General features: G+C 73.0%; 18 protein-coding genes and 1 pseudogene. 11 read left to right on the forward strand and 8 right to left on the reverse strand.

The annotated features are described in order from the left end of the window. The first annotated feature begins 38 nt into the window (after positions 1-38). Positions 39-1,418: an 8-oxoguanine deaminase gene (locus ABZ898_RS24555; protein ID WP_361662776.1), complete on the forward strand. Its 1,380-nt coding sequence runs from the start codon at positions 39-41 to the stop codon at positions 1,416-1,418. Positions 1,419-1,441: 23 nt separating this feature from the next. Here the strand turns inward: ABZ898_RS24555 and ABZ898_RS24560 are convergent, their stop codons facing one another. From ABZ898_RS24560 to ABZ898_RS24570, 3 genes are all read right to left on the reverse strand, one after another. After that, positions 1,442-1,864, reverse strand: coding sequence for an acyl-CoA thioesterase (locus tag ABZ898_RS24560; RefSeq protein WP_361662778.1), 423 nt, complete (start codon positions 1,862-1,864; stop codon positions 1,442-1,444). Positions 1,865-1,915: 51 nt separating this feature from the next. Continuing rightward, entirely contained in the window at positions 1,916-2,533 is a 618-nt protein-coding gene (locus tag ABZ898_RS24565) for a hypothetical protein (protein WP_361662781.1), read from the reverse strand. Between the two features lie 70 nt (positions 2,534-2,603). Continuing rightward, positions 2,604-3,812, reverse strand: a complete 1,209-nt coding sequence (locus ABZ898_RS24570) for a pyridoxal phosphate-dependent aminotransferase (RefSeq protein ID WP_361662784.1) — start codon at positions 3,810-3,812, stop codon at positions 2,604-2,606. Between the two features lie 87 nt (positions 3,813-3,899). Here ABZ898_RS24570 and ABZ898_RS24575 point away from each other — a divergent pair, with 87 nt between their 5' ends. Next, complete coding sequence (locus tag ABZ898_RS24575; RefSeq protein ID WP_361662787.1) at positions 3,900-4,535, forward strand: helix-turn-helix domain-containing protein; 636 nt, start codon at positions 3,900-3,902, stop codon at positions 4,533-4,535. Positions 4,536-4,596: 61 nt separating this feature from the next. On the opposite strand, the gene ABZ898_RS24580 is transcribed toward ABZ898_RS24575, so the two are convergent. Genes ABZ898_RS24580 through ABZ898_RS24590 form a run of 3 tightly spaced genes read right to left on the reverse strand, consistent with a single transcriptional unit; the run spans position 4,597 to position 8,189 of the window. Next, positions 4,597-5,397, reverse strand: a complete 801-nt coding sequence (locus ABZ898_RS24580) for a hypothetical protein (protein ID WP_361662790.1) — start codon at positions 5,395-5,397, stop codon at positions 4,597-4,599. After that, positions 5,397-6,662 (reverse strand): VWA domain-containing protein, encoded by a 1,266-nt coding sequence (locus tag ABZ898_RS24585; protein WP_361662793.1) that lies wholly within the window; start codon positions 6,660-6,662, stop codon positions 5,397-5,399. The genes ABZ898_RS24580 and ABZ898_RS24585 overlap by 1 nt, the downstream gene beginning before the upstream one ends. Positions 6,663-6,671: 9 nt before the next feature. Then, positions 6,672-8,189 carry an IucA/IucC family protein gene (locus ABZ898_RS24590; RefSeq protein WP_361662796.1) on the reverse strand — a complete coding sequence of 506 codons (1,518 nt, stop codon included), beginning with the start codon at positions 8,187-8,189 and terminating at the stop codon, positions 6,672-6,674. Between the two features lie 105 nt (positions 8,190-8,294). Between ABZ898_RS24590 and ABZ898_RS24595 the strand changes: the two genes are divergently transcribed. From ABZ898_RS24595 to ABZ898_RS24620, 6 genes and pseudogenes are all read left to right on the forward strand, one after another. After that, entirely contained in the window at positions 8,295-9,815 is a 1,521-nt protein-coding gene (locus ABZ898_RS24595) for an IucA/IucC family protein (RefSeq protein WP_361662799.1), read from the forward strand. Positions 9,816-10,160: 345 nt separating this feature from the next. Beyond that, positions 10,161-10,373 carry a hypothetical protein gene (locus tag ABZ898_RS24600; protein ID WP_361662801.1) on the forward strand — a complete coding sequence of 71 codons (213 nt, stop codon included), beginning with the start codon at positions 10,161-10,163 and terminating at the stop codon, positions 10,371-10,373. Positions 10,374-10,804: 431 nt separating this feature from the next. Continuing rightward, a pseudogene (locus ABZ898_RS24605) lies at positions 10,805-11,455 on the forward strand (hypothetical protein); the annotation flags it as partial. A 12-nt stretch (positions 11,456-11,467) separates the two neighbouring features. Further along, positions 11,468-12,178, forward strand: a complete 711-nt coding sequence (locus ABZ898_RS24610) for a class F sortase (RefSeq protein WP_361662804.1) — start codon at positions 11,468-11,470, stop codon at positions 12,176-12,178. Between the two features lie 103 nt (positions 12,179-12,281). Next, entirely contained in the window at positions 12,282-13,193 is a 912-nt protein-coding gene (locus tag ABZ898_RS24615) for a HipA family kinase (protein ID WP_361662807.1), read from the forward strand. Positions 13,194-13,203: 10 nt separating this feature from the next. Beyond that, complete coding sequence (locus ABZ898_RS24620; protein WP_361662810.1) at positions 13,204-13,485, forward strand: SelT/SelW/SelH family protein; 282 nt, start codon at positions 13,204-13,206, stop codon at positions 13,483-13,485. Between the two features lie 6 nt (positions 13,486-13,491). Here ABZ898_RS24620 and aceB read toward each other — a convergent pair whose 3' ends face one another. Next, positions 13,492-15,114 carry a malate synthase A gene (gene aceB, locus ABZ898_RS24625; protein WP_361662813.1) on the reverse strand — a complete coding sequence of 541 codons (1,623 nt, stop codon included), beginning with the start codon at positions 15,112-15,114 and terminating at the stop codon, positions 13,492-13,494. A gap of 65 nt (positions 15,115-15,179) precedes the next feature. Next, positions 15,180-15,797 carry a nucleotidyltransferase family protein gene (locus ABZ898_RS24630; RefSeq protein ID WP_361662816.1) on the reverse strand — a complete coding sequence of 206 codons (618 nt, stop codon included), beginning with the start codon at positions 15,795-15,797 and terminating at the stop codon, positions 15,180-15,182. 209 nt (positions 15,798-16,006) lie between these two features. Here ABZ898_RS24630 and allB point away from each other — a divergent pair, with 209 nt between their 5' ends. The 3 genes from allB (at position 16,007) to ABZ898_RS24645 (ending at position 19,214) form a co-directional block, all read left to right on the forward strand. Continuing rightward, entirely contained in the window at positions 16,007-17,338 is a 1,332-nt protein-coding gene (gene allB, locus ABZ898_RS24635) for an allantoinase AllB (RefSeq protein WP_361662819.1), read from the forward strand. Between the two features lie 47 nt (positions 17,339-17,385). Beyond that, positions 17,386-18,519 (forward strand): allantoicase, encoded by a 1,134-nt coding sequence (alc, locus tag ABZ898_RS24640; protein WP_361662822.1) that lies wholly within the window; start codon positions 17,386-17,388, stop codon positions 18,517-18,519. An 86-nt stretch (positions 18,520-18,605) separates the two neighbouring features. Beyond that, a complete protein-coding gene (locus tag ABZ898_RS24645; RefSeq protein ID WP_361662825.1) occupies positions 18,606-19,214 on the forward strand; it encodes a dihydrofolate reductase family protein in 609 nt (202 codons plus the stop codon). Positions 19,215-19,307: the final 93 nt, after the last annotated feature.

Genomic DNA, 19,307 nt, shown 5'->3' on the forward strand with positions numbered 1-19,307 from the left:
GCAACCTCTGCGAGAACTCCGAGAGCGAAGGACGAACCGTGGCAGCAGCCGAGCGCATCGTCATCGAGAACTGCGCGATCGCCACCGTGGACGCCGACGACACCGAGTACGCCACGGGACACATCGTCATCGCGGGCGACCGGATCGAGACGGTCGGCGCGGGCCCGGCCCCCGCGGGGCTCACCGGTGTCACCCGCCGTATCGACGCCACCGGCCACCTGGCCACCCCCGGCCTGGTCAACACCCACCACCACTTCTACCAGTGGCTCACCAGGGGGCTGGCCACCGACCACAACCTCTTCGACTGGCTGGTCGCCCTCTACCCGACCTGGGCGCGCATCGACGAGGACATGGTGTCCGCGGCCGCGCGCGGCTCGCTGGCGATGATGGCCCGGGGCGGTGTCACCACCGCGATGGACCACCACTACGTGTACCCGCGTGGCACCGGCGACCTGTCCGGCGCGATCGTGCGCGCCGCCCGCGACACCGGCGTCCGCTTCACCCTGGCCCGCGGCTCCATGGACCGGGGCGAGTCGGACGGCGGACTGCCCCCGGACTTCGCGGTGGAGAGCCTGGACGACGCGCTGGCCGCCACCGAGGCCACCGTCCGCGAACACCACGACCCCTCCTTCGGCGCGCTGACCCAGGTCGCGGTCGCGCCCTGCTCACCCTTCTCCGTCTCCACCGAACTGATGCGGCAGGGGGCGGAGCTGGCCCGACGGCTGGGGGTGCGGCTGCACACCCACGGTTCGGAGACGGTGGAGGAGGAGAAGTTCTGCCACGAACTGTTCGGCACGGGCCCCACCGACTACTTCGAGTCCACCGGCTGGCTCGGCGAGGACGTGTGGATGGCGCACTGCGTCCACATGAACGACTCCGACATCGCCGCCTTCGCCCGCACCGGGACCGGCGTCGCCCACTGCCCCTCCTCCAACGCCCGCCTGGCGGCCGGGATCGCGCGGGTGCCGGACCTGCTGGCCTCGGGCGTCCCGGTCGGCCTGGGCGTGGACGGGACCGCCTCCAACGAGTCCGGCGAACTGCACACCGAACTCCGCAACGCCCTCCTCGTGAACCGCCTCGGCCCGCACCGGGAGCGCGCCCTGACCACCCGCCAGGCCCTGCGCCTCGGCACCTACGGAGGCGCCCAGGTCCTGGGCCGGGCGGCGGAGACCGGCTCCCTGGAGCCCGGCAAACTCGCCGACCTGGTCCTCTGGCGCATGGACACCCTCGCCCACGCCTCCGTCGCGGACCCGGTGGCGGCCCTCGTCCTCGGCGCCCCCGCCCCCGTCACGGCGTCCTTCGTGGGCGGCCGGCAGATCGTGGCGGAGGGCGGGCTGCTGCACGTGGACGAGGAGCGCCTGGCCCGCACCACCCGCGAACAGGCCCGGCGGCTCGCGCGGATCGCCGCCGGGGACTGATCAGGGGGCGCCCGGCCCCGCGCTCACAGACCGAGCCGGGCCGGGTCCGAGGCGAGCTTCCGGAAGCTCTCCCGGGGGTCCGGCACCAGCTTGCGGGCGGTCAGGTCCATCAGGCCGCCGGTCGCGGTGATCTCGGCGGCCAGAGTGCCGTCCGCCTTGGCGACCGTCTGCTCGATCCGGAACGTCTTGCCCTCACCCCACACGAAGGTGCAGGTCACGACGATCTCGTCGCCCGCGAGGAGTTCACGGCGATAGCGGATCGTGGTCTCCAGGGCGACCGGTCCCACACCCGCGCCGACCAGCTCGGCCTGGCTGATGCCCGCCGCCCGCAGCAGCGACCAGCGGGCGTGCTCGGCGTAGTTGAGATACACGCTCTGGTTCACATGGCCCTGGGTGTCGGTCTCGTACCCGCGGACGGTGATCGGGACGGAAAACGGCTCGCTCACGGCTTCCCCTTCGTACGCTCCTGGTCCAACCCGTCGATCTTGGCATGTCCGTCACACCCGGCGCGGGGAGGCGAGCAGCTGACGGGTCCTGGTGCGTGCCTCGGTGTACTCGCCGCACTGCCAGCCCGCCGATTCCAGGGTCCGCGCGTACGCCCCGAGTTCCGGGCCGTGCACCGCGACCGCCTCCGGCTGCGGGGTCGCGCGGACCTGGTAACCGGGGGTGTCCGGGGTCATGGGCGGGTGGCCCGCCGCCTCCAGGGCCAGGGCGGCGGCCCGCACCAGATGGGTGCGTTCCCAGCCGCAGGGCCGGTCGGTGGCGCCGTCCGGGTTGGTCATGCGGCGCAGCTCCAGCAGGCCCTGCCAGGCGTCGCGCACCTCGCGGGCCCGGGAGGGTCCGGCGGGTGCCTCCTCGCCGCCGACCCGCGCGGAGAAGACACCGCTGGCGTCAGCGGGGGTTCCGGCGGACGCGGGCCCGGGCTCCGGCTCGGTCTCGCGCAGGCGGTGGCCGGCCGGGGTCAGGAAGTGGTCGTGGGGCGGGCGGGGGTGGCGGAAGGCGAGGCCGTGTCGGACCAGCGCGGCGAGCTGGGCGTCCGTGCCCCGCAGCCGCCCGGTGCCCGGGTCGGCGGCCTCGACGACGCGCCGCTGTGCGGCGGTGGGCGGACGTGCCATCGCGCTGCTCCCTCCGGTCCGCTGCTGGTCCTCGAAGCGTACGACCAGGCACTGACAGCCCCCGCTGGAGCTACTGCCGGTACCCGCTCAGGAAGCGGCCGATGCGGCCGATGGCGGCCTCCAGGTCGTCGGCGTGGGGGAGGGTGAGGATGCGGAAGTGGTCGGGGGTGGGCCAGTTGAACCCGGTGCCCTGGACGACCTGGATCTTCTCGCGGAGCAGCAGGTCGAGGACGAACTTCTCGTCGTCGTGGATCTTGTGCACCTTGGGGTCCAGGCGCGGGAAGGCGTACAGCGCGCCCTTGGGCCGGACGCAGGACACGCCGGGGATCTCGTTCAGCTTCTCCCAGGCCACGTTCCGCTGCTCGTACAGCCGGCCGCCCGGCGCGGTGAGTTCGCGGATGGACTGGCGGCCGCCGAGCGCGGCCTGGATCGCGTACTGGGCGGGCGCGTTGGGGCACAGCCGCATGGAGGCCAGCATGGTCAGGCCCTCCAGATAGCTCTTCGCGTGCTGCTTGGGCCCGGTGACCACCAGCCAGCCGGAGCGGAACCCCGCCACCCGGTAGGTCTTGGACAGTCCGCAGAAGGTGAGGACGACCAGGTCGGGGGCGAGGGCGGCGGCCGAGTGGTGGACGGCGTCGTCGTAGAGGATCTGGTCGTAGATCTCGTCCGCGAACACCATCAGGCCGTGGCGGCGGGCCAGGTCGAGGATGCCCTCGACGACCTCCTTCGGATACACCGCGCCGGTCGGGTTGTTCGGGTTGATGAGGACCACCGCCTTGGTGCGGTCGGTGATCTTCGACGCCATGTCGGCCAGGTCGGGCGCCCAGTCGGCCTGCTCGTCGCACGTGTAGTGCACGGCCTTGCCGCCGGCCAGCTTGGTGACGGCCGTCCACAGCGGGAAGTCCGGGGCCGGGATCAGGATCTCGTCGCCGTCCTCCACCAGCGCCGTCACCGCCATGGACACCATCTCGGAGACGCCGTTGCCCAGGAACACGTCGTCGACGTCCACCTCCAGGCCGAGGGTCTGGTAGCGCTGGGCCACCGCCCGGCGGGCCGAGAGGATGCCGCGCGAGTCGGTGTAGCCGTGGGCCTGGGGGAGCATCCGGATCATGTCCTGGGTGATCTCCTCCGGCGCCTCGAAACCGAAGAGCGCGGGATTGCCGGTGTTCAGGCGCAGCACGCTGTGCCCCGCCTCCTCCAGCGCGTCCGCGTGCTCGATCACCGGACCGCGGATCTCGTAGCAGACCTCGCTGAGCTTGTTCGACTGCCGGAACTCCATGCGCCGCGACCTCTCCGCCGACTGATGTCACTTGGTTTTACCAAGTGGGAGCTTGGAAAGTCCAACAACATGTCTAGACTGCGTCGCATGCCACCTCGCCGACGCTACGACCAGTACTGCTCCACGGCCCGCGCCCTCGACCTCGTCGGGGACCGCTGGACCCTGCTGATCGTGCGGGAGTTGCTGGCCGGGCCCCGCCGCTACACCGACCTGCACGCGGACCTGCCCGGTGTGAGCACGGACGTGCTCGCCTCCCGGCTCAAGGACATGGAGCGCGACGGTCTGACCGCCCGGCGGAAACTGCCCCCGCCCGGCGCCGTGTACGTGTACGAACTCACCCCGCGCGGCCGGGACCTGCTGCCCGTGCTGCACGCCCTGGGGGAGTGGGGAAGCCCGGAGCTGGCCGGGCCGCGGCCCACCGACGCGGTACGCGCCCACTGGTCGGCACTGCCGATGCTGGCGGCGCTGGACGCGGCACGGGTGGGTGCCGGTGTGGTCGAAGTGGCGCTGGAGGAGGGCGAGTTTCATCTGTACGTCGGCGCGGAGAGCGGGCCGGTGTACGGGCACGGTCCGGCGCCGGGGGCCGTGGACGCCCGGCTGGTGATGGACGCGGCGACCTGCGCGGAGGTCTGCCGGGGCGAGCCGGGGATCGTGGACGCGGTGCGGGCGGGGCGGGTCACGGTGACCGGTGACGGGGCCCTCGCCAAGGCGCTGCGGGAATGACGTGCGGGGATGACGTGCGGGAATGACGAAGGCCCGCCAGGACGGCGGGCCTTCGTCCGGGTCAGGCGCCCGGTGGGACGTAGGGCGGACGGCCCCGGCCACGGGTCAGCGCGTAACCGCCGATGCCCGCGAGCGCGGCCAGGACGCCGCCGACGGCGGTCCACACCCAGCGGCTGGACCACCACTGCGAGGACCAGCCGTCGTCGGGTTCGATCGCGGAGAGCACGGCCGGCTTCTCGCCGTCCTTCTCCGTACCGGACTCGACCGCGATGCCGGGAACGAGCGGCTTGCCCAGCGAGCCGTCCACGGCCGCCGCGCCGCCGATGTTCCTGGAGTCGGCGCGGACCTCGGCCCGCACCGGCAGGCCGAGGTCGGCGGAGCCGAGGTCGAGGACCGTCAGCCGGACGTAGTACGTGCCCGGCAGCGGGTCGTTGGCCCACGGCTCGGACCAGGCCCGCACCGTGCGCAGCACGCAGGCCAGCTCGACCGAGGAGGTGCCCTGCTCGGCGACGCGCGTGGCGGCGCCGTACTGGCAGGACTGGTGGCGCCTCAGGCCGTCGTACACATCGAGCTGCCAGGTCTGCGCGGCATGCGAACCCGGCAGCTCTACCGTCGCCTTGACGGTCGGGCGCTGGCCGGTGTCGGCCGGGAACGACCAGTACAGGTAGTCACCCGTGGAGGCGGAAGCGGTGGCCGTCTGGCCCTGCTCCATCTCGGCCGCCGTACGGAAGGACGTGCCCGCCTGGGTGGGGGCCTTGCCGTCCGCCGACGCGCTCGGGGAGGGGGAGGAGTCCGCCGCGGCGGGTGCCGCGGCCAGGCCCAGCATCAGCAGGGCAGCGCTCAGCACACGTGTCGCACGCATCAGTTCGTCCTCCAGACCGCGACCCGCCAGCGGGACAGCCAGCCCCACAGCAGACCCGCGACGAAGCCGGTCAGAACCAGGGCGGCCAGCAGCCACCAGCCGCGGCCGAGGCCGAAGGAGGCCACGTCGGAGGCGGCGGAGGGACCGTCCACCACGTCGACCGTCAGCTCCAGCGGCATGCCCGGCGTGGTCTTCACACCGGGGGCGGCCGAGAAGGAGTTGGTGACCTGGAGGCACACCGTCTCCGGGGTCTCGGTGTCGTCGTCCGCCTCGGGCCTGGGGTAGCGCAGGCCGGTGGAGATCGCGTCGGTGCGGCCGGTCCCGGCGCCCTCACCGCGTACGATCTCGCGGCCCTGCTGGGTCACCGCCCGTATCAGAACACCGTAGTTGGGGTTCGTCGCGCGGTCGTCGGCGACGCTCACCGAGGCGCGCAGCTCCTGGCCGGGTCGCACGTCGACCTTGTACCAGCGCTGCTTGCCGAACTCCTCGCGGTCCGTGTACAGACCGGACTTGAGCGCGGGCGCCCCGGCGCACGCGTCGGCGCCCTCGGTGGCCACCGGCGTCACCACCGGATCGGCGGCCCGGTCCACCAACTGGCTGACCCGGTCCGTCAGTTCCTCCTTGTGGCGGACGGAGGTGTACGTGCCGCCGGTGGCGTCGGCGATGCAGCTCAGCTGGTCGCGGGTCTTGGCGTCCGGCACCAGGCCCAGGGTGTCGATGGTCAGGCCGATGCCCTTGGCGGCTATCTCGCGGGCCACCACACAAGGGTCGAGCGGCTGGCAGGTGTCCTCGCCGTCGCTGATCAGGACGATCCGGCGGGTGCCCTCGCCGTTCCCGAAGTCGTCGGCCGCCTTCAGCAGCGCCGGACCGATGGGCGTCCAGCCGGTCGGTGCCAGGGTGGCCACCGCCGTCTTCGCCTCCGTGCGGTCCAGCGGGCCGACGGGGTAGAGCTGCTCGGTGTCCTTGCAGCCCGTTCTGCGGTCGTTGCCGCGGTAGTTGGCGCCCAGGGTGCGGATGCCGAGCTCCACTTCCTCGGGCGTCGCGTCGAGCACCTCGTTGAACGCCTGCTTGGCCGCCGCCATCCGGGAGCCGCCGTCGATGTCCCGCGCCCGCATGGAGCCGCTGACATCCAGGACGAGTTCGACCTTCGGAGCGGGCTGCGGTTCGGTCTCGTCCGCTGCGGCCCCGCCGGGACACGCGATCCCGGCCGCCAGGGCGGCGAGCAGAGCGCAGACGCCCGCCGCCAGCCGTTGTCTTCTGATCATCGGCGGATCTTATTGATCGTACGTGTCGGGCTCCAAAACGAAGGGGCTGGGGAGCGCCGTCCACAGGTCGCCCGGGGTCTCGGGGGACAGCCTCATCAGGGTCAACGCCTTGACGGGCAGCGGATTTTCACACAGTGCCGTCAGGTCGGGCGTACGGGGCAGATCCGGCAGCGCGGCCCGCAGCGCGGCACCCAGAGCCGGCCCCGAACCGGCCACGGTCGCCAGCGCGCCTCCGATCAATGAGCCGAACAGCTTGCGCCGCAAGGTGAGTTCGTCGTCCGTGACCAGGCGCCCCGTCAACTCGGGTGCTGATATGCCGTGCCGGGCCAGCCGGGCCGGGCTGACGCGGATGTCGGCCAGGTCGCGGTAGACCAGCCGCAACGGGGTGTCGTCCGGCCCGAGCACCACCAGGAGGTTCTGCCCGTGCGCCTCCAGCGCGACCCCCAGATCCAGCATCCGCAGCCCCGCCGTGAGCGCGAGCCGGGTGAACGCGGCCAGCAGGCCGGGCGATCCGGGCAGCGCGGTGGTGGCCAGCGCGGCCACCGGGAGCACCCGCTCGCCCGGAGCCGCGTACGCCTCGGGCGACTCGCGCAGCAGCACCGCCAGATCCGGCGAGTGGGCCGTGGCCGCGCCGATCGTGTGCGTGACCTCCAGCAGCCCGCCCATCCGCCCGGTCAGCTCCGCCGCCAGCGCCGACAGCGCGGCCGACGCCCGGACCGAGTACGTGGAGATGTCCCGCACCGAGGACGTCAGCCGGGCGCTCAGCGCGGTCTTCACATGCGGTCCGCCGGGCAGCGCCAGCGTGCGCAGCGACATCAGCGGATGCGCCGGACGCCACGGCACGCCCGACCGCTTGAGCACATGCGCCGCCTGCCAGGGATGGACGGGCAGCAACAGGTCGCCTCCGGAACGCAGTTCGTCCGGCCACGCACCCGACACCAGGCACTCGTCCACCGGCACCGCCACCGTGCCCAGCTCCACCACCGGCCGGTGCTCCGGCCCGTACGCCAGCTGGTCGGCCACCGAGAAACCGGGCCGGGAACGGCAGTTGGGGTGGAAGGGGTGCCCGTCCACCACCCGCTGCTCCCACTCCCAGTCCCGCTCCGGCAGACCGGCGCCCGGCTCCGCCGCCCCCGCGCGGGACAGCGCCAGCGAGGCCGTGCTGTTCGCCAGCTCGGCGGCGAACGCGGCCGCGTGCGGCACCGCGAGGTCCGTCATCAGCCGCGCGGGGTCCGCGTACCGCTCCCGGCCCAGACGCACCCCGGTGACCAGGTCGCCGGTGGCGTACGGGTCCGAGGGCGGGCCGTGCAGCGCGCGGCCGTCCCCCAGCCGTACCGTCAGCCCCCGCGCCCCCGGCGTGCGGGAGACGGCCCACGGCAGCGGTTCGTGCGCCAGCGCCCGCCACAGCCGGGTCAGCACCGCCGCGCGGGCTCCCGGCAGCGCGGCCGTGTAGCGGTCGCGCAGGGCGGGCCGCACGGCGGCCAGCTCCTCGGCGACCTCGGCCTCGGCGGTGGGGGAGTGGTACACGGTCGGCTCCTCGGGGACGGGCAGCTCAGGGCACGATTGTCGGATACCGCAGACTTACCGAGCACGGCCGGCCCCTGTGAGGCCGGCCGGGACGACGAGATTCGAATGGACCGCGTGGACCCCAAGCCCCCGACCGACGCCGCCCGGCGCGCCGACGACTACGCCTCGGCGCCGCTGCTCAACTGCCTGCTGCGCGAGGTGGCCCGGCCGGTCCCGGACGACGGGCAACGGCCCGTGTACCGGCTGCCCGGCACCGGAAGGCTGCTGCGGGTCGGCCCCGGCCGCCGCCCGGCCGGCCCCGAGGTGCGCGCGGACGGCGCCTGGCACCGGCTGACCCACGCCGAACTGGTCAAACTCGTCGCCGAGGAACTGCGCGCCCACACCGGGCTGCCCGGCGACGACCTGCCCGCCGAGATGCTGGACAGCCGCGACACGGTGGCCGCCCTGCTCACCGCCCGTGCCCGCACCCTCGCTCCCGAGGACCCCTACCTGCGCTCCGAGCAGTCGCTGATCACCGGCCACCCGCACCACCCGGCCCCCAAGGCGCGCGGCGGCGGCCCGGTCGCGGCCTGGCTGCCCTACGCCCCCGAGGCGCACGCCCGGTTCCCTCTGGCGCTGCTCGGCGTCCGGGAGGACCAGGTCGCGGAGGAGGGCGACACCGGTGCCCTGGACGCCCTGGGCACCGCCCCGCCCGGCTACCGCCTGCTGCCCGCCCACCCCTGGCAGCTGGACCTCCTCGCCGACCGGCTCGCCCCCGCCTTCGAGGACCGCCGCCTGCTCCGGCTCGGCACGACCGGGTTCGCCGTGTGGCCGACGGCCGCCGTGCGGACGGTGTACGAGCCCGCCCGCGACCTGTTCCTGAAGTTCAGCCTGGACGTCCGCATCACCAACGACATACGCCGGCTGTGGCGCCACGACCTGGAGAGACTCGGCCGCACCGACACCGCCGCCCGCGACGCCTTCGCCGCCATGGGGCGGCCCGCCGCCTGGCTGAGCGACCGCGGCTACCGCACCGCCGCGTTCGCCTTCGAGGAACTCGCCGTCCTGGTCCGCGACGGCCTGCGCGGCCACCTCCTGCCCGGCGCCACCCCCCTCCTCGCGGCCGGGCTCGCGGAGGGCTGGGACGGAAGCCCGCTGGCCGCCGCGCCCGATCCGGACGCCTGGTGGACGGCGTACCTGCGCCAGGTCGTCCCGCCCGCGCTCCGCGCCTTCGACGAGCACGGCGTCGTGCTGGAGGCGCACCTCCAGAACACCCTGGTCGCCGTCGACGCCGCCGGCACCCCCGTGCAGGCCCTGTTCCGGGACGCCGAGGGGGCCAAGCTGCTGTCCGACGTCACGCGGGCCGCCGGGTGGGAGCGGCTGGTGTACTGCCTGCTCGTCAACCACCTCACCGAGATCGCCGGCGCCCTCGCCGAACACCACCCCGGCCTCGACCCCTGGCCCGCCGTCCGCGCCGAGCTGTCCCGCCACCGGCTCCCGGAGATCCCGGAGCTGCTCCAAGCGCCCACCCTGCCCGGCAAGACCAACCTCCTGCTGCGCTGGACCGGCGCCGACGGGGCGGCCGCCCGCTACCTGCCGCTGCCGAACCCGCTGCGCCAGGACCTTCACAGAATCACGACTTCGTGACGCCGGTGGCGTCGGGCGACGGACACACCTCCGGCACCCCCTCGAGAGCCCGCTCGAACTGCCAGGCCGCACCGCGTTCAGCAGAACGGATTGGCGAGCGGCAGTGAAGATTGAGAAAAGCTGGAAAGGCGATACTTTCACCGTGCACGCATGAGGGTGCCGTCACGTTCTCGAAAATGCTCGCCGAGGCTCACTCGGTCAGGATCTTATGGTCCAATGAGTAAGCACTCCCGGTCGACGATTCATCGGTTCCACCCGGCTGGCGCCATGTCCGTGCCATCGGATTCTCCGTGAGGAGACGGGAGTCGAGTTCAAGAAGTGTTTTCTGAGAAAAGGACCATGAATATGCAGCACGTTCCTTCCTCCATCGAGACCCGCGAGATCGGCGAGGCGGAGCTCGACGGCGTGGCCGGCGGTCTGAACATCGGCAACATCGGTGGCCTCAACCTCGCTCCGGCCACCGGCCTGGACCTGGGCGGCATCGACCTCGGTGGTGTCGCGGCCGGTGTCTCCGCGCCGCTGCAGACGTCGCTGGGCGGCGTCGCCGCCGGCCTCTGAGCCACCTGTCTCCGGCACTGACGACCGGATGATCTCGAGCGCCTCTTTTCGTGCCGCACAGCACGGAAAGGGGTGCTCTGTCGTGTGTGCGGCCCGGTGAAATGTTTGGCGTATTCCGCGCTTTTTTGCTAGCCTTCATTTAAGGGACAGATGGGTGGCGCCGTCAGTGCAATTCACCGGCGGCGCCTATCTGTGTCATCGCTGTGTTTCCGCGCGGGGCTGCCGTCCGATGGGGCGGTGCGCTCACCGTCACGCGCCGAGGACTACTCGCAAGGCTTCACACGGGCGGACCAATCCGCATCGCACTCGGCCCCGGATTCCCCCCCGTATCCGACGGCGACGCCCGTCCCGGCGGCAGCCGGACCGGGTGGAGAAAGGAACATCCTCGTGACAGCTCCGCGTACCGCGCGTCTGACCACCCTGATCGTCCTGCCCACGGCACCGCGATGCTGACGCTCGACGGCCGCGAACTGAACGTCAAGATCGAGGCGTCGGGTCTGGTACCCGGTCAGCCGCACGCCCAGCACCTCCACGGCTCCACCGACGGCCACGACTTCCACTGCCCCGACGCGAGCGCGGACAAGAACGGCGACGGCATCGTCACCACCGCCGAGGGCCTGCCCGCCTACGGAGACATCAACATCTCCCTGACCACCAAGGGCGACACCAGCAAGAACAGCGGCCTGGACGTCACCCGGATGCCCGCGGCCGGCAAGGACGGCCAGCTCTCCTACGAGCGGACCATCACGGTCTCCCAGCAGGTCGCGGACCACATCAAGGACCTGCACGTCGTCCAGCACGGCATCGACCCCAACGGCAACGACACGTACGACTTCGGCAAGGGCAAGAGCGAACTCGACCCCAAGCTGCCTCAGGAGGCCACCGCCCCCGCGTCCTGCGGAATGGTCGCGGGCGCGGCCGTGGGTTCCATGCCGGTCGGCGGTGTCGAGACCGGCTCGGGCGGGACGCAGGGCGTCGAGTCACCGGGCCTGTTCGCCGCGGGCGGCGCGGCCCTGCTGGGCGCGGCGGCGCTGGGCGTGACGGCGCGGCGTCGCCGCACGGCCGCGACCGACACCCACTGAGGCGGCACGCGGATGCCGGAGACAACCCCGGCGGCTGAAGGGACCGCCCGGCGGCATCCCCGCCGGGCGGTCCTGCTGACCGCCGCCTCCGTGCTGCTGGTGGTGGCCGCAGTCCTGCTGGGCACCGGACTCGCCCGGCAGGAACCCGCTCCACCCGGCCGCCCCGACACGGTGGCCGGACCGCCCGCCACCGACACCACCCCGGCCCCCTCGGCGACACCGGGGACGGACGGACCGACGCCGGAGCCCACGATGCCCGCCTCCCCGCCCACGAGACTGACCATCGCCTCCCTGGACGTCTCGACCTCCCTGGAGCGGCTCGGCCTGGACGGCCACGGAGTCCTGGGGACGCCCCGCGACCCCGACAAGGCGGGCTGGTACGAACGGGGCGTCGCACCCGGTGCGCCCGGACCGGCGGTCATCGCCGGGCACGTCACCTGGAACGGTCGCGAAGGCGTCTTCTTCGACCTCGCCCGGCTCCGCCCCGGCCAGAGGATCGACGTCACCCGAGCCGACGGCACCACGGCCGCCTTCACCGTGACCAGGACCGCCCAGTACCACAAGGACCACTTCCCGAGCCTGGAGGTGTACGGCAACACAGACCATGCCGAACTCCGGCTCATCACCTGCGGGGGCGATTACACCGACACCGACCATCACTACAGCGACAATGTCGTGGTCTACGCCCGACTGGACTCCGCGGCTCGTCCCGACGTGACCTGACAGGACGCGGTGACCCGGGGCCGACCGGCCTGCCTCGCCCGTCACCCTCTCCCTGGTGATCACCCTTGGTTATTATGGTCACTTCATGTGGGAGGTGGGAAACATGCGGGATGTCACCTCGACCCGCTACGTCGCAGCCCTGCGCACCGGCGGCTCCGTACCCGCGGTCGTCGAGGCCGACGACCTGGGGACCTATGTCGTCAAGTTCACCGGCTCCGCGCAGGGCCGCAAGGCGCTCGTCGCCGAGGTGATCGTCGGCGAGCTGGCCCGTGCCCTGGGTCTGCGCTTCCCTGAGCTGGTGCTCGTGCACTTCGACCCCGCCGTGGCCGCCGACGAGCCGCACCAGGAGGTGCGCGACCTGCACGGCGCCAGTGCGGGCGTCAACCTGGGCATGGACTACCTGCCGGGCGCCCGCGACCTCACCCCCGAGCTGGCCCGGCACTTCCCGGTGGACCCGCTGGAGGCGGGCCGGATCGTCTGGCTGGACGCGCTGACCGCCAACGTGGACCGCACCACCCACAGCTCCAACCTCATGATCTGGCCGACCTTCGGCACCGCGCCCCCGCGCCTGTGGCTCATCGACCACGGCGCCGCCCTCGTCTTCCACCACCGCTGGGACACCACCGACCCCGGCCGCAGGTACGACTTCCGCCACCACGCCCTCGGCCAGTACGGCCCCGACGTCCGCGCCGCCGACGCCGAGCTGGCCCCGAAGATCACCGAGGAGCTGCTGCGCGGCATCCTCGCCGAGGTGCCCGACGCCTGGCTGGCCGAGGACCCCGCCTTCGCCTCCCCGGACGACGCCCGCGCCGCCTACACCGACCACCTGCTGGCCCGCGCCCGGCTCTCCGCCCAGTGGCTGCCCACGGACTTCCCCGGCCGCGCGGAACTCGCCGCCGAGGAGGCCGCCCGCGCCGAGCGGTCCCAGCGGGGCCGTCCGGACTGGCTCAAGCGGGTCCCCGACCTGCACGGCCGTCCGGCGGCGGAACAGGACTGGTCGGCGCATCTGGGATGAAGGGACTTCCGTGAGCCATCGAGTCGAGATCGAGTACTGCACCCAGTGCCGCTGGCTGCCCCGCGCGGCCTGGCTGGCGCAGGAGCTGCTCACCACCTTCGAGACCGAGCTGGAGGCGCTCGCGCTCAAGCCCGGCACCGGCGGCGTCTTCGTCGTCCGGGTGGACGGCGAGCCGGTCTGGGACCGCCGCGAGCAGGGCTTCCCCGAGCCCACGGCGGTCAAGCGGCTGGTACGCGACCGGGTCGCGCCGGAGCGGTCCCTCGGCCACTCCGACACGCACTCCGGCCGGTGAGCGCGCTCAGCCGGTGAGGCGCCGGTAGGCCGGAAGCGTCAGGAAGTCGGCGTACTCCTCGTCCAGCGCCACCGTCAGCAGCAGGTCGTGCGCCTCCTGCCAGTGCCCGGCCGCGAACGCCTCCTGGCCGATCTGCGCGCGCACGGCCTCCAGTTCGGCCGCGGCCAGCGAGCGGGCCAGCTCGGGCGTGGCACGCTCGCCGTTCTCGAACTCCACGCCCGCGTCGATCCACTGCCAGATCTGCGAGCGGGAGATCTCGGCGGTGGCCGCGTCCTCCATCAGGTTGAAGATGGCCACCGCGCCGAGCCCGCGCAGCCACGCCTCGATGTACCGGATGCCGACCTGCACCGCGTTGACCAGCCCCGCGTACGTCGGTTTCGCGTCCAGCGAGGCGACGTCGATCAGGTCGGCCGCCTCGACGCGCACGTCCTCGCGCAGCCGGTCCTTCTGGTGCGGGCGGTCGCCGAGCACCTTGTCGAAGGACTCCATGGCGATCGGCACCAGGTCCGGGTGGGCCACCCAGGAGCCGTCGAAGCCGTCGGCCGCCTCCCGGTCCTTGTCGGCCCGCACCTTCTCGAAGGCCACCTCGTTGACCTCGGCGTCCTTGCGGGACGGGATGAAGGCCGCCATCCCGCCGATCGCGTGCGCGCCCCGCTTGTGGCAGGTGCGGACGAGCAGTTCGGTGTACGCCCGCATGAACGGCGCCGTCATCGTGACCAGGTTGCGGTCCGGCAGCACGAACTCCGGCCCGCCGTCACGGAAGTTCTTCACGATGGAGAACAGGTAGTCCCAGCGGCCCGCGTTCAAGCCGGAGGCGTGGTCGCGCAGTTCGTAGAGGATCTCCTCCATCTCGTAGGCCGCCGTGATCGTCTCGATCAGCACGGTCGCCCGTACGGTGCCCTGCGGGATGCCGAGTTGGTCTTGCGCGAAGACGAACACGTCGTTCCACAGGCGGGCTTCGAGGTGGGACTCGGTCTTCGGCAGGTAGAAGTACGGCCCCTTGCCCAGCTCCAGCAGGCGGGCCGCGTTGTGGAAGAAGTACAGGCCGAAGTCGACCAGGGCGCCCGGAAGGGGCTCCCCGTCGGCCCCCTTGAGGTGCCGCTCGTCCAGATGCCAGCCGCGCGGCCGCATCACGACCGTCGCCAGCTCCTCCTGCGGGCGCAGCGCGTACGACTTGCCGCTGCGGGCGTCGGTGAAGTCCACCCGGCCGGCGTAGGCGTCGGTCAGGCTCAACTGGCCGAGGATCACGTTCTCCCAGGTGGGGGAGGAGGCGTCCTCGAAGTCGGCGAGCCAGACCCGGGCGCCCGAGTTGAGGGCGTTGACCGTCATCTTGCGGTCGGCGGGCCCGGTGATCTCCACCCGGCGGTCCTCCAGCGCGGGCGGCGCCGGTGCCACCCGCCAGGAGTCGTCGGCGCGGACACCGGCGGTCTCCGGCAGGAAGTCCAGCGTGCCGGTGCGGGCGATCTCCGCGCGGCGCTTGGCCCGGCGCGCCAGGAGTTCGTTCCGGCGCGGGGTGAACCGGCGGTGCAGTTCCGCCAGGAAGTCCAGCGCCGGCCCGGTGAGGACCTCCTCCTGCCGGGGCAGCGGCTCGGCGTCGACGACGGCCGGCGGGGACGCGGGTGCGGACATCAGCGGTCACTTCCTCCGTGCGGGGCTGGTCGGACTGGGCAGCGTAATTTCCTGATCGCCGAAGCTCAATGGGCCCCGCCGGGAGGCAGCCTGGCGAGGTCGGCCCCGGTGTCGATGTCGTACGGCCTCGCCACGTCCCCGCACTCCACGAGCCGGATCTCGGCGGAGTGCCGCCGCAGATACTCCCGCGCCCCCCGGTCGCCCCGCGCGGCCGCCGCCACACCGGGCCAGTGGGCGGCGCCCAGCAGCACCGGGTGCCCGCGTCCGCCGTCGTAGGCGGCGGCCGCCAGGGAGGTCTCGCCGGTGAAGGCGTCCAGCACGCGTGCGTACGCCTCGGGTCCGATGCCCGGCTGATCGACGAGGCCCACGAGCGCGCCGCGCGCGTCCGTACCCGCGAGGGAGCCGAGTCCGGCACGGAGGGAGGACCCCATCCCCTCCTCCCAGCCGGGGTTGTCCACGAGCACGCATCCGGGCAACGCGGCCCGCTCCCGCACCTCCTGGGCCCCGGCCCCGAGCACCACGTGCACCCGCCCGCATCCGGCGTCCCGCAGGGCCCGCGCCGCCCGCTCGACCAGCAGGGCGCCGTCGTGCCGCAGCAGCGCCTTGGGCCTGCCGCCCAGCCGGCGCCCGCCTCCGGCGGCCAGCAGGAGACCGGCGACCTGGGCGCGGGGTTCGTGGACCATGGCTCCAGCATGCCCCGGAGCGGTGGACATGCGCCTCGCACGGTCCGACGGCGCGGCCACGGCGCCTGGCACCCTTGACTGGTGCCTTGACTGGCGGGGGAGCGGACGGCAAGACTCCTTCAACAGAACGTTGAATTCCGTTACCAGGGTGTGAAATCCCGTTTCCCGGACGTGAACGGCCGGGAAGCGCACGACGGAGAGGGGCTTCGGTGTCCGACGCCGAGCTGGCGCTGCGCTCCCGGCGCGTCATCACCCCGGAGGGGGCGAGGCCCGCCACGGTCACCGTCACCGCCGGGACCATCACGGGCGTACTGCCCTACGACACGGACCTCGCGGCCGGGACCCGGCTCACCGACCTCGGGGACGACGCCCTGCTGCCCGGCCTGGTCGACACGCACGTGCACGTCAACGACCCCGGCCGCAGCGAGTGGGAGGGCTTCTGGACCGCCACCCGCGCGGCGGCGGCCGGCGGCATCACCACCCTCGTGGACATGCCACTGAACTCGCTGCCGCCGACCACCACCGTCGACCACCTCCGCGTCAAACAGGAGGCGGCACTGGGGCGTACCCATGTCGACGTCGGCTTCTGGGGCGGCGCCCTGCCCGACAACGTCAAGGACCTGCGCCCGCTGCACGAGGCCGGGGTGTTCGGCTTCAAGGCGTTTCTCTCGCCGTCGGGGGTGGCGGAGTTCCCGCATCTGGACAGCGCCCGGCTGGCGCGCTCGATGGGCGAGATCGCCGGATTCGACGGGCTGCTGATCGTGCACGCCGAGGACCCGGCCCGCCTCACCGACGCCCCCGCCGGACCGGGATACGCGGGCTTCCTCGCCTCCCGCCCGCACGCGGCCGAGACCGAGGCCATCGCCGGACTGCTGGACCTGGCCCGGCGTCTGCGGGCGCGTGTGCACGTGCTGCACCTCTCCTCGGCCGCCGCCCTCCCGCTGATCGCCGCCGCGCGCGCCGACGGAGTCCGGGTCACCGTGGAGACCTGCCCGCACTACCTCACCCTGAGCGCGGAGGAAGTCCCGGACGGGGCCAGCGAGTTCAAGTGCTGCCCGCCCATCCGCGAGGAGGCCAACCGCGACCTGCTCTGGCAGGCCCTGGCGGACGGCACCGTCGACTGCGTCGTCACCGACCACTCGCCCTCCACGGCCGACCTCAAGACCCCGGACTTCGCCACCGCCTGGGGCGGCATCTCCGGTCTCCAGCTCAGCCTCCCGGCCGTCTGGACCGAGGCGCGCGGGCGCGGGCACGCGCTGACGGACGTCGCGCGCTGGATGTCCGCCCGCACGGCCGCGCTCGCCGGGCTGGACCGCAAGGGCGCCATCGCGCCGGGCCGCGACGCCGACTTCGCCGTGCTCGCCCCGGAGGAGACGTTCACCGTCGACCCGGCCCGCCTCCAGCACCGCAACCCGGTCACCGCGTACGCCGGGAAGACCCTCCACGGCGTGGTGCGGTCCACCTGGCTGCGCGGCCGGCAGGTCTACCGCGAGGGCGAGTTCACCGAACCCGCGGGCCGTCTGCTCACCCGGACCGGCTGAGCCCCGAAGCGCGAGCCGCACCCCCGCCCGAAAGGACCCCGATCAACGTGACGGCGCAGCAACCACCCACCACCCCGCCCCGCTTCACCGGCGACGCGGCTCCCTACGGCGGCGGCGACCCCTACGCGGACTACCGCGCCGCCGAACTCCCCTTCACCCACCACCCCGACCTGGCAGACCGTCGGCTGGGCGCCGGGGTGATCGCGGCCAACGACGAGTTCTTCGCCGAGCGGGAGAACCTGCTGCTGCCCGGACGCGCCGAGTTCGAGCCCGGCCGCTTCGGCCACAAGGGCAAGATCATGGACGGCTGGGAGACCCGCCGCCGGCGCGGCACCGGCGCCGAGGACCCCTGGCCCGGCGCCGACGACCACGACTGGGCGCTGATCCGCCTGGGCACGCCCGGCGTGATCCGGGGGATCGTCGTCGACACCGCGCACTTCCGCGGCAACCACCCGCAGGCCGTCTCCGTCGAGGCCACGTCGGTGCCCGGCACCCCGTCCCCCGGTGAACTGCTCGGCGACGGCGTGAAGTGGACGACGCTCGTCCCGCGCACCCCCGTCGGCGGCCACGCGGCGAACGGCTTCACCGTCTCCGCGCCCCAGCGCTTCACCCACCTCAGGCTCAACCAGCACCCGGACGGCGGCATCGCCCGCCTGCGGGTGCACGGCGAGATCGTCCCGGACCCGGCATGGCTGGCGGTGCTGGGCACCTTCGACGTGGTCGCGCTGGAGAACGGCGGCCGGGCCGAGGACGCGTCCGACCGCTTCTACTCCCCGGCCGCCAACACCATCCGGCCCGGCCGCTCCCAGCGGATGGACGACGGCTGGGAGACCCGGCGCCGCCGCGACCGGGGCCACGACTGGATCACGTACCGGCTGGCCGCCCAGGCGGAGATCCGGGCGGTCGAGATCGACACGGCGTACCTGAAGGGGAACAGCGCGGGCTGGGCGTCGGTGTCGGTGCGGGACGGCGAGAGCGGGGAGTGGACCGAGATCCTCCCGCGCACCCGGCTCCAGCCGGACACCAATCACCGTTTCCCGCTCCCGGCCCCCGCCGTCGGCACGCACGCGCGCGTGGACATCCACCCGGACGGCGGGATCTCCCGGCTGCGCCTCTTCGGCTCCCTCACAGCGGCCGGCGCGAGCCGCCTGGCCGCCCGGTTCCGGGAGCTGGACGGCTGACGCCCGCCGGGGCACCGATGAGTTGCGGGCCGGCGCGGGGTCTGCACCGTTGACAGCACGACCCCGCACCCGGAAGAAGGCACGCCATGGGCAAGCTCGTCTCCACCGTCTTCGTCTCCCTCGACGGCGTGTACCAGGCCCCCGGAGGCCCCGAGGAGGACACCAGCGGCGGCTTCGGCCAGGGCGGCTGGACCTTCCCGTACGCCGACGACGACTTCGGCGACTTCGTCGGCGCGAGCTTCGGCCGGGCCGGCGCCTTCCTGCTCGGCCGCCACACCTACGACATCTTCGCCGGCTACTGGCCCAAGGTGACCGACCCCGCGAACCCGGTCGCGCAGAAGCTCAACACGCTGCCGAAGTACGTCGTCTCCGCGACCCTGGAGGAACCCGAGTGGTCCGGCACCACCGTGCTCACCGGTGACCTCGGCAAGGAGGTCTCGGCGGTCAAGGAGCGCACCGAGGGCGAGGTCCAGATCCACGGCAGCGGCGCGCTGGTCCGCTCCCTGGTCAACCTTGGTCTGATCGACACCCTGCACCTGCTGACCTTCCCCGTCGTGCTGGGCGAAGGGCGCCGCCTGTTCGTCGAGGGCGCCGTCCCCACCCGCTTCCGGCACGCGGGCGGACTGGTCACCGGCAAGGGTGTCTCCATCCAGACCTACGACCTGGCGGGGAGCCCGGAGTACGGGTCCTTCTGACCGGCCGAAGCTGCCTCAACAGGCGCCTGAACGGCCCCTGTTGAGGCAGGTTGACTCCGGAAGAAGTCATCGGACCTGCCGGGAACATCCACA

This window comes from Streptomyces sp. NPDC046860, from assembly GCF_040645115.1.
GTDB lineage: Bacteria > Actinomycetota > Actinomycetes > Streptomycetales > Streptomycetaceae > Streptomyces.